The sequence below is a fragment of the Vibrio sp. V10_P2A27P122 genome, from assembly GCF_963874335.1.
Taxonomy (GTDB): Bacteria; Pseudomonadota; Gammaproteobacteria; order Enterobacterales; family Vibrionaceae; genus Vibrio; species Vibrio anguillarum.
In genome coordinates, this window is record NZ_CAWNHY010000034.1 from 1 (window position 1) to 9,825 (window position 9,825).

Annotated in this window: 9 protein-coding genes and 3 pseudogenes; 11 read left to right on the plus strand and 1 reads right to left on the minus strand. The window is 43.5% G+C overall.

The features are described from left to right. Positions 1 to 466 precede the first annotated feature (466 nt). The 11 genes and pseudogenes from AACQ17_RS02210 to arsB all read left to right on the plus strand — a co-directional run bounded on the left by AACQ17_RS02210 (position 467) and on the right by arsB (position 9,191). The gene (locus AACQ17_RS02210) at positions 467 to 1,102 is read left to right on the plus strand and encodes an inovirus Gp2 family protein (RefSeq protein WP_094147874.1); all 636 of its coding nucleotides are present in this window, start codon (positions 467 to 469) and stop codon (positions 1,100 to 1,102) included. A gap of 64 nt (positions 1,103 to 1,166) precedes the next feature. After that, entirely contained in the window at positions 1,167 to 1,919 is a 753-nt protein-coding gene (locus AACQ17_RS02215; protein ID WP_005496778.1) for an inovirus Gp2 family protein, read from the plus strand. Then, on the plus strand, positions 1,909 to 2,508 hold the full coding sequence (locus AACQ17_RS02220; RefSeq protein WP_094147873.1) for an inovirus Gp2 family protein: 600 nt from the start codon (positions 1,909 to 1,911) through the stop codon (positions 2,506 to 2,508). Before AACQ17_RS02215 ends, AACQ17_RS02220 begins: the two co-directional genes overlap by 11 nt. 73 nt (positions 2,509 to 2,581) lie before the next feature. After that, positions 2,582 to 2,782, plus strand: coding sequence for an AlpA family transcriptional regulator (locus AACQ17_RS02225; protein ID WP_010440638.1), 201 nt, complete (start codon positions 2,582 to 2,584; stop codon positions 2,780 to 2,782). A gap of 82 nt (positions 2,783 to 2,864) precedes the next feature. Continuing rightward, positions 2,865 to 3,305 carry a ribonuclease HI gene (locus AACQ17_RS02230; RefSeq protein WP_094147872.1) on the plus strand — a complete coding sequence of 147 codons (441 nt, stop codon included), beginning with the start codon at positions 2,865 to 2,867 and terminating at the stop codon, positions 3,303 to 3,305. Positions 3,306 to 3,514: 209 nt separating this feature from the next. Next, entirely contained in the window at positions 3,515 to 6,037 is a 2,523-nt protein-coding gene (locus AACQ17_RS02235; RefSeq protein ID WP_094147871.1) for a T6SS effector antibacterial DNase, read from the plus strand. After that, the gene (locus AACQ17_RS02240; protein WP_029827263.1) at positions 6,038 to 6,448 is read left to right on the plus strand and encodes a hypothetical protein; all 411 of its coding nucleotides are present in this window, start codon (positions 6,038 to 6,040) and stop codon (positions 6,446 to 6,448) included. A 212-nt stretch (positions 6,449 to 6,660) separates the two neighbouring features. Next, a pseudogene (locus tag AACQ17_RS02245) lies at positions 6,661 to 6,768 on the plus strand (hypothetical protein); the annotation flags it as partial. A gap of 397 nt (positions 6,769 to 7,165) precedes the next feature. Further along, a complete protein-coding gene (locus AACQ17_RS02250) occupies positions 7,166 to 7,498 on the plus strand; it encodes a YnfA family protein (RefSeq protein WP_094128516.1) in 333 nt (110 codons plus the stop codon). Between the two features lie 218 nt (positions 7,499 to 7,716). Further along, positions 7,717 to 8,053 (plus strand): annotated as a pseudogene (locus AACQ17_RS02255) (metalloregulator ArsR/SmtB family transcription factor). 45 nt (positions 8,054 to 8,098) lie between these two features. Beyond that, positions 8,099 to 9,191, plus strand: a pseudogene (gene arsB / locus AACQ17_RS02260) (ACR3 family arsenite efflux transporter). Between the two features lie 206 nt (positions 9,192 to 9,397). Here the strand turns inward: arsB and AACQ17_RS02265 are convergent. Beyond that, positions 9,398 to 9,825 (minus strand): phosphate signaling complex PhoU family protein (locus AACQ17_RS02265; RefSeq protein WP_276206503.1); only part of this gene is annotated, 428 nt, incomplete at its 5' end.

Consider the following 9,825-nt stretch of genomic DNA (forward strand, 5'->3'; position numbering starts at 1 on the left):
GAAATATACCGGATTTAGTACATATTTACAGTGGATTTTTGTTGTTTTTTGTGGGGTTGATGTGGTTTTTTTGTTGGTTTTTGCCGTTTCTGTATTTTCTTAATTAGTCAACTTTTTTTGAAAAAAAATGAGTGAGTGAGATTACTCTTTCAAATGTTAATTTTATTTACTTGAATTTTTACTGCTATGTCAATTATTATATTAGCATGGTTGAAATTTAATGTGATATTAATATTTAAGTTTCGAGTTGGTGATTTATGATGAAAGTAATATATGGGTAGTGATATAGATGGTGTAAGTTGAGTTTGATATGATTATTGGTAGGTGAATCTGAATTTATGCTATGGTTTTGGTGTGGAAGTTATTTTTAACTTGTTGGTATAGGTAATATACATAACTACCAACTACTAAAATTAACGTTACTCCCTGTGTGTATGAGAGACACACGAATAGGGATAACAACACCATGAATCACCAGTACACATCTGAAGATAAATTCAACAACTACGACTTACCTCAACCAACGAAACGAAAGCAACGATTCTTCTATCGTAAGTTTTACCTCTACAAGATTTCTCAATTGATAGAGAAAGCATTGAAGTATCATCCTAGGCTATCCGTCTTTCGGATAGACCTACACTTACCCGAAGATTTCGATGATGCAGATTCGAACGTCATCACTCGATTCTTCAAATCCCTAAATGCCAAATTAGACGTAGATATAAAACGTAAAGAGAAAAGCTGGGGAAGGGGGGTAAAGAACAAGACCAGTTACATCTGGGCAAAAGAGAAGAATACCTCTGAGCAGTACCACTACCACGTTGCACTTTTCCTGAACAAAGATATCTATTATCAACTCGGGGATGTAGGGGCGTCAGACGGCTCTCTAGCCGACTTGATTAAGCAAGCATGGTGCAGTGCAATCAAACAGGAGAAACCAGCATTAGTTCATTTCTGTAAGAATGGTGTGTATCGCTTAAACCTGAAAGCATCGGATATTGAACAATCGAAGAATGAGCTATTCAAAAGGGTGTGTTATTTCGCGAAACCTAATTCAAAGGTATACGGAGGGACTATGAGAAACTTCGCTACTAGCTCTTAATCCCCTTAAAAATTACGTTGGAAACAGTTCCTGTGGGAATCACAACAAACCACAGGAACCAATCATGACTCATCAACTTAACGTTACTCATAGTCGTTCAGATGCTCTTAACCACCACACCATCACTTATGACCGAACCTTTAATGGAAAGCCACTCTACTACCACAAGGATGGTCTCGTTCTCGAATACCTAGAGGAGATAGACCGAGTGCTGACTGAAGCACTAAACCAATACCCAAGAATCTTTGCTGTTCACATCAACCTAAACCTACCGAGTGACTTCGGGGAAGATTACCTAGCGGTGTTTGCCCATTTCTTTCGTATTTTAGAATCGGAGACTAATGAGCTCTGTAGAGACAAATACACCGACAGAACTTATCGATACCAACAAACGGTCATTCGCTATATCTGGACGACGGCGAGTGAGTCCACCTGCGATCACCATCATCTTATCTTGCTCTTTGATAGGGATCTCTTTCAAAACTTAGGCACTGGTCGAGAGGGTTGGGGCCGCTTTCTCTACAAAAAAGTGAGGAAAACATGGGATAGGGTGGTTGAAGCTTATTACAGCCAACCATGCTCAGGATTAGCTTATTCCCCTAGCAATGAAGGTTTTGAGCTGTTGTCTGACGCTGAAATGTTCCCGCTACAGTTAAACGAGTTCTTCTATCGAATCAGTCGTCTCGCGAAGCCCATTGCCAACCGGAACGATCACGTCAACAAGAGCTTTGGTTGCAGTCACGACTCACCTAAAAAATACAGCGCGAGCAATGCCTATGTCATTCACACACAAAAAGGCATTACTCATGGCGAATAGAACCTACCTCCCAAGCATTACCCTTGATAGAACTTTTGAAGATTACCCGCTGTATTACAGCGACAAGGGGTTATACGAGTCAGCACTGACCTCAATGGTCGATGTCTTTGAGCAGGCACTCAGTCAGTTTGACATCGCTCTCGCCACACGTTTGGACTTGTTTTTGCCAGAAGACCATCAAGATACCGACCTCAGTATCCTCAACGATTATTTTAATCTGCTTAAAGAAAAGCTTGATACGGATTCTCTGTTTTATGTATGGCGTAAGCGGGAAGACAAGGTGCCATCCCACAACTATCGCGTGATGCTGTTTAGTGACTATAGCCAGCACTTTGGTCCCGCTATTTGTTGGGATAAGCGCAACGAATTGGTGGAGCATCTTAAAGGGGCTTGGCAAGAAGCGATAGAAAAGCACTACAGCGGCGAAGCGCGTTCATTGGTGTTCCTCAATGACCGAGGCAATTATGGGGTAGGGACTCGTTGTCGTAGCAAAGACGTCAACATAAAGAACACTGTCTTCCACCGCATGAGCAGTCTTGCTGAAGCGTGGAAAGAAAAGCGTTACTGCTTTGGCTCTAGCTTGGAATAGACCGACTGCATTTTTTTACAATGGCGGCTTATCACATGGGTATATACAAAGAAGGAGACGATTCCCAGTGAAAATGAAATTTCTACGACTTAAAGACGTGATGTCACTAACAGGGCTAGGCCGCTCCACTATCTACAAGTTCATGGCTGATGAAACCGATTTTCCGAAGAGTGTCCCACTCGGTGGACGTGCCGTGGCTTGGGTCGAAAGTGAAATAGAGGAATGGATGGAGCAACGTCTAGCACTGCGAGACAACCAAGAATCCTTTCAGTAACACAAACAGCAAATCACATCATCAACAGGGCGCTGGCTAAGCAAAGTCATGCGCCCTTTTTACAATTAGAGAGAGATAAAAAATGAGCTATTCAATTTACGTAGACGGCGCTGCACCAAACAACCAATACGGATGTACACGAGGTGGCATTGGGCTGGTGGTTATGGATGAAGACAATGAGATTGTTCATGAAGAGAGCTTTACCATCAATCGAAAAACCGACAATGCTGAACTGGAACTACTGGCCTTAATTGAAGCATTGGAATACGCAGAAGATGGGGATGTTATCTATTCGGACAGCGATTACTGTGTGAAAGGTTTCAACATTTGGATGGACGATTGGAAAGACCGAGGTTGGCGTCGAGCGGATAAGAAACCGGTTAAAAACCGCCAGCTTTGGCAACAAGTGGACGAATTGAGTTCTAGGAAGTATGTCGAGGTATTTAAGGTCAAAGCACATTCGGGCATTGAAGGGAATGAAAGAGCTGACCTGTTGGCGGTTGAAGCGGCGGAAGCTGACTAATACAAGAAGTCATAGTTTGGGAGGGTAGCACCTCTCAAGCTATGCCCTATTTTTTGTTTGGGATACGTTGGTTAATGATGAAGTCATTATCAATAGGTTTGGTTCCAGTGGGTGAAAATCACAATGTCTGCAATTGGTAGACAGAACTTATGGTTATAAATCCTGCAACTCCCGCAGCTTAGGTAGAATACATCCATTGAAAGTAGCGGATGGATTTAACTGTGGGTTATCGAGTGGTACGGTTAACCGAACTGATGGCATATGAGTTTGGTCAGGTTGAAGGTGATATTGGAAAGCTGGACGAAAGAGCGTTAGGCTCAGCACTCCCTCGGGGGATGAGCTATTCCAGTTTTATGGACAAGCTGAAAAGTGGTGAGTTAGCACTATTGACCGATTCCCCTTCGAAGCCTGTGATGCTCCGAGATGGCATGAGCCAATCATGGAGCTTGTCGGCGGAAGGGCAAGAGGTGTTATCGCCAGAAGCGAAAAGTGCCTACCTTTCCAGAACGAGAATGTTAGGCGGTGCGGCTGGCAGTGCTGCGCCCACTCAAAACGCCGCGGGCTATGCGCCTAACATTGAAGAAACCTATGTTCCTGAGCCCGTGAAACCCGATACCTCCGATGCACCCCCAAAACTGCAATACGAATATTGCTTTGAAGTGGCGTGCTCAGATGAGACGTTTAGAAAAAGCGTGGGGTATGCGTTTGAACTGGCGAAAACCCAACAAGAAGCCCTGATTGGCCGCTGGCAGACGGAGGCAACCGAGCACGGTACAAAATATACCGCTCATACCGCCTTTGATGAACCGAAAAAATTAGTCGCTAAAGTAGCGTCCAATGCTCTGGGAATGAGTGTCCCCGACAATGTGCAGGTAAAGCCTATAGGTTCTGGTGTAGTACGAGAGGCCTTTATCCCTGTTGTTCCGTCAGTGCAGCTTGGTGAGCGTTTGGGGCTACCAACAGAAGGCTACTACTACCATTTCTATAATGGCCGTTTAGTTCAAGAGTACAAGCTGCTTGGAAATGGCAAGTGGGCCTTCTACGCGACACGTTCCACTCACGAGCAGCTCAATGATGAGCAAGGCTACAACATCTATCAAAGTGCCATTCTGGTTTACTGGAAGCTCGAAGGTAAAGACGTTGAAAACCAACATCTGATTTATCTTGAACGACAAATTACCCGAGAAGAACTCGACAACCTCAATGATGACTGGTTGGCTCAACATGGTATCAAGCTCGATATCAACAGATTGCTTGCTGCACCCAAGCAATCTGTTGCAAAAAGACAAACCACTCAACCCTCAGACACAGAGAAAGCAGGGAGTAAACCAGAAACGCATACTGTTGGGACGGATTCTAAAACCAACCAACGAGAATCATGGGGAACCATTGCAGAGCAATATGGCTTGTCGGCGAAACAATTACTGGATTTGAATCCGCAGTACAACGCTGACCCGATGTCATTGAAAGTCGGGGATACGCTGACCGTTAAGGCCGTCGAAGAAAACCAGAGCACTCCAGAAAAAGCGACCGATTTACCTCCGCTTTCCCCTTGCACCTATAGCTGCTTGGCGAACACGCATTATGATCACTCTGACTCGCTTATCTCAGGAACTCAGTTTAAGGCGATAAACAGCGATAGTCTGTTTGAGAAAGAATTGCCCGTCACGAACTTAACCACCATCACCACGGCTTCTAAAGCAACCGATTATGGTAAAACGGCACTCCTTGCGATCCCCGCAAATGGTGCAGCAACGAACCTTGGCATTCTCAGTAGCAATACGACCAATACGATAGGCACATGGTCGATTTCAGGAGAAGCGTTAGCAGGCTTTGCGCGAATGGGGGGCTTTCTAGTGGCCGCCTTATGGCCGTCTCAGCTTGGTGATGGCACCTTAGACGGAAATCCAGATTTTGTGACTGGTGACACTACGACGATGCGTGTGCGTTTCAATATGTACACAGACGAGAATGGTAAACAGCAAGTGGTCGGCATCAAAACGGGAGACGGTAGCGCCTATGGTGAGCGAGTTGCGAAGCGTGAGGCGGTACAGAAAGGACAGCACTTTGTTGCTGAACTAGAGAATGGGATTACCATTACATGGACACCGGATGGCTCAACGGATGTACTAACACCTGATACTGTATTGCCCGAAAATGATCAGCTCGATGTACACAACATTTGGGTGCGCCCGATTGAAGAGCATGAACAAGAGATAGGTACAGCGCTCTATCCCGAGGAAGAGCTTGCTGAGTATATTGTGACTTTCCCTGCGGATTCTGGCGTGTCCTCCTTGTACTTAGTATTTAATAAGCGTAGTGCTGGAATTACTAAGGTAAAACCACTGGAAGTAGGCACTTATGGCGACTTAGCGCCAAGAAGCAAAAAGGATGGAATGGATATAGATCATATTCCATCTCAGGCGGCATTGTTAAGAGCTGCGGAAGAAATGCTTGGACGTCCTTTAACTGCTGATGAAAAGAAAGAAATTATTAACTCAGGTGCTGGAGTAGCGATCCCGAGAGAGATTCATCAAAAGTGTAGTGAAACATATGGTGGAAGAAATAAACTTGAAAAGCAGCAAGTTGATTCAGGTGATCTAGATGCGGCAGTAAATTCGAATTTTGATGCGATTAAGACATGTTTAAAAGAAAATGGCTACACTGATGAGCAACTTGAGGACGCTAGAGAAGAGCTCCACCGCTTAAATAAAGCAAACGGATGGTATTAGATGAACTATTTAGATTTTATTGGCTGCACTTATCAAGACCTTGTGAAAAACCCTAAGTTTGCAGCGTTAATAACAGGTAATGTGCCATCGACGATGGATGGCTACACTGAAGAATTTTACATTCGAACTTTTGATAATGGGCTGGAGTTTCAATTTGACGCAAACAGCAGCGTTCTAAAATTGATTGTTGCCACGAATCCTAACTTCTTTATGGATGACTTAAAGAATATCTCATCCAAGGAACTAGTTCATCAGATGATGGGGAAGCCTGTTGAATCGATGTTAGAGAAAAAAGTACCAGTACTTGGTGTTGTCGGAGCTTGGGACAAGTACAAGTCTGTGAATGGTCATACTATTCAAGTCTTATATGAAGTTGGTTCTACCAAGGTCAAGAGTGTTTTTTATCGATAACATATACCTTCAAACTGGTGTATAGAAGCAAAAAAGAATGGGGAGCATCACGCTCCCCATTGTTATTTTTACCGCTGCTGGTGAAGTTACTTTTCTTTGCTGGCTTCACTGCCTTCAGACATTGTGATAGCTGGAAGAAGAAAAACTGGCGTAGAGCGGATTAAAGCACGATTTTAAATAGCCGCTTGTGGTAGACAGTCGATGCTCTTCTCTCTGAAAGGTACGTCGAAGTCAAAAAGGTTAGAGCGCATTTTGGTGTCAGAGGGAATGAGATAGCGGACTCACTAGCCGTTGATGCCGCTAGAAGTGATATCGATTGATGTAATAATGCGGTTTGTAGGCTCAATCTAACAAGCCGCTATTGCCTGTTATTTGCGTTTTTCTAGATAACATATATCTGAAGGTGGATACGATGAGGAAGCGAGAGCGGGCATTAGACCAACCGCTCTCTTAGCAAGTTTTTGCCCCATTCCTTCTTTACGGCAAAGAGCACTATTGTCAACTGTACTATGCGTAGCCCTAATAAAACTTATCTCTGATGAACGGTGGAACCGTGTCAGGGCGAAATGTTGCTTTTAAGAAATTTATCAGTTGTTCTTTGTTGTGTCTGGGTTCATAAATTGAAGCAATAGCCAAAAGACTGCATCATTGAGAGCTGAACGTTACAATTGTGATATTCAGTGCTAAATCGGTTATAAATAATATGAGGAAATTGAGTTGGTAGAAGCAAAAACTATCGGGTTGTTCTTTATTACAGCAGTAGCAGAGATATTGGGGTGTTATCTACCTTATCTCTGGTTGAAAGACGGGAAATCTGTCTGGCTTTTACTACCAGCAGCTCTATCCCTAGCACTATTTGCTTGGTTGCTTTCTCTTCACCCAACAGCGGCTGGTAGGGTTTATGCTGCCTACGGTGGGGTTTACATTTTCGTAGCAATACTATGGCTGTGGATAGTTGATGGTATTCGACCAACTTTATGGGACATAGTCGGTGTGACGGTAGCGCTGATCGGCATGGCTATCATCATGTTCGCGCCAAGGTACACCTAATAATGAACTATTGAAACATTTCAAATTGAGGGGTATGAGCAAGCTCCACCTTAGGTCTGTCCCTATTTTGGTCTCAACATTAAGACAGCCATTTGACATCGACTTACTTTTCCCAAACTAACTTATCTCTCAGAAGAACATGTTTAATTGAATAATTGATACATACGGAAGATAAAACATATGATATTTCATATGTTTTATTGCGTTGAATAGTTCCTATGTTTGATCCAATCCTTCTTTACAAAGCATTTGCTGAAGAAACTCGGCTTAAGTCTCTGCTGTTAATGCAGAAACAAGAAGAATTGTGTGTGTGATCTCATGGAGGCGCTTAATCTCAGTCAACCCAAAGTCTCTCGGCATCTTGCCGAACTGCGAAAGCACGAGCTTGTTATGGATGAGCGACGTGGTAAGTGGGTTTACTACCGAATCAATCCCAGGTTAGCTCCTTGGGTTAAGCAAGTGCTGGAGATAACCCTCAAGCATAATTTGGCACTTATCGAGCCAGAGTTGCAGTTCATCAAAGGCAAAACATTCTCGAATGGTATAAGTGAATAATGCTCTATTCAGTTGGTTTATCAATTTCATATTAAAGAGGTCTGTATGAGTAATATCTCAAGCTGTGGCGAAACCAGCGCATCTGAAAAAATGAGTTTCCTAGATCGATATCTAACCGTATGGATTTTTCTTGCAATGGCCGTTGGTGTCGGGATTGGAGTGTGCTTCCCTCTGTCGGCTCAGTGGAACGAAAGCCTATCTGTAGTTCAACCAATATCCCGCTTGCTATTGGCCTAATCCTAATGATGTACCCTCCATTAGCGAAAGTAAATTATAGCCTTCTAGGCGAAGTAACTCGTGACAAACGCGCGATAATGCTTTCTTTAGTGATGAACTGGCTCGTGGGACCGATTTTGATGTTCACATTAGCCATCATTTTCTTACGCGATCAACCTAGTTATATGGTAGGACTCATTCTGATCGGCCTTGCTCGATGCATCGCTATGGTGTTGGTTTGGAATGATATCAGCGGCGGAAACAAAGAGTACGGTGCAACTTTGGTTGCATTAAATAGCGCGTTTCAAATTGTCACGTATAGTTTTATGGCGTGGCTGTTTATTACTGTTTTACCCCCTTACTTTGGCCTTGAAAGTTTCGTTGTTGACATCACTATCTGGGATATTGCACAAAGCGTCTTAATTTATTTAGGCATCCCTTTCTTAGCGGGTTTCTTAAGCCGTAAACTATTAGTTTCAGCAAAAGGTGAACAGTGGTACAACGAAGTCTTCATCCCGCGTATTTCGCCAATCACCCTGATTGCGCTTTTGGCAACCATCGTTTTGATGTTTAGTCTGAAAGGTGAAATGATCATCGAGTTACCGATGGATGTGTTCCGTACTGCAGTGCCACTGATCATCTATTTTATGGTGATGTTTTTGTGAGCTTCTACATCGGGAAACGTATGGGGATCCCTTACGACCAAAATGCTTCTATCGCCTTTACTTCAACGGGCAATAACTTCGAACTGGCTATCGCCGTATCAATCGCTGTATTTGGATTAAACTCTGATCAAGCATTTGCAGGCGTTATTGGACCTTTGGTTGAAGTGCCCGTTTTAATTGCTTTGGTCAACGTCGCATTACGAATGAAGAAGAAGTACTATCCTCCCCATCATGGTATTAAAGCGCACAATCAATAACCAATTCACAAACGTCATGATCTTGCCATTAAGCAGTCAATGAGTTCATCCCGATAAGAATGCAACAATGTAATTAGAATTAACCTAGGTAACTAACACCACTGCAATCCAGTAGGGAGGCTTGGTTGATGAGTAAGTAACATTCGACAGTGCTCCAAAAACAAAAAGGCTGCGATGGAGAGCAGCCTTTTTTACTACCCGTCATATCATGACGACTGGTTTTTGGGGCTTGCCAAAAGCTCCGCAATCGCTTGATCGTTTTGGTGACGAACATCCAAGCCAGTCACAAAATAAATCGTGTACTCACAAACGTTGCGCGCGTGATCGCCAATCCGTTCGACCGCGCGACCTATCCACGTGATCTCCAAAATGGTTTGATAGTGAGTGCCTTGCACCAGCATATCTTTATCATTTTGACGCAAAATATCGCCGTAGCTGTTGTCGATTTGTTTATCTAACATTGCTGCTTCTAGCGCATCGTGTGCATTGAGATCGTGAAAAGCGTTCATCGATTTTTGCAGCATATTGATCACGTTCGCGTTAATTGTTTCAAACGCATCTTCTTGTAATTCAATACCATCAAAATAGTCTTTGTCACCCGGATGGTGCTCCTTTAAACGCAACACCGCATGGG